The organism is Agrobacterium sp. MCAB5, from assembly GCF_052114365.1.
In the GTDB taxonomy this organism is placed as follows: Bacteria; Pseudomonadota; Alphaproteobacteria; order Rhizobiales; family Rhizobiaceae; genus Agrobacterium; species Agrobacterium tumefaciens.
Genome location: NZ_JBFREP010000252.1, coordinates 1 through 460, shown reverse-complemented (window position 1 = coordinate 460; position 460 = coordinate 1). Strand labels below are relative to the sequence as shown.

Here is a 460-nt window from a genome sequence, read left to right as displayed (position 1 = left end):
GCACCGGCCCGTTTGGGGCTGCCGTGGCGAGCTTCAAGATAGCGGTCGATGGCAAGAGCGCCCATTCTGCTAGTCCTCAGGCTGGCGTTGACGCGCTGCTTCCCGCCGCCAACATCCTCATTGCCCTGCAAACCGTTATTGCGCGCAACGTCCACCCGCTCAAAAGCGGCGTGATCTCCTTCGGATCGTTTCAAGGCGGAAAGCCCGGAGGAACGTTTGTCGGATCGAGCGAGCTGCGTGGCCTAGCCCGCTGGTTCGAACCGGAGGTTCGAGACACCATGCATCGACGTATTATCGACATTTCGGAGGGTATCGCTGCGTCCTACGGGGCGACTGCAACATTGACATTCAGAAACCTGTATCCCGCAGTGGTCAATCATCCAGCCGAAACAGCGTTGGTTGTGAAGGTTGCCCGTACCGTTATGGGAGAGGATTCCGTCGATCCCGACCACTCGCAGCT

Annotated in this window: 1 protein-coding gene; it reads left to right on the top strand. The window is 59.1% G+C overall.

From position 1 onward, the window contains the following. Window positions 1-23: 23 nt before the first annotated feature. On the top strand, window positions 24-460 hold a 437-nt coding region (locus AB4Z23_RS28485), incomplete at its 3' end, for a peptidase dimerization domain-containing protein (protein WP_441361308.1).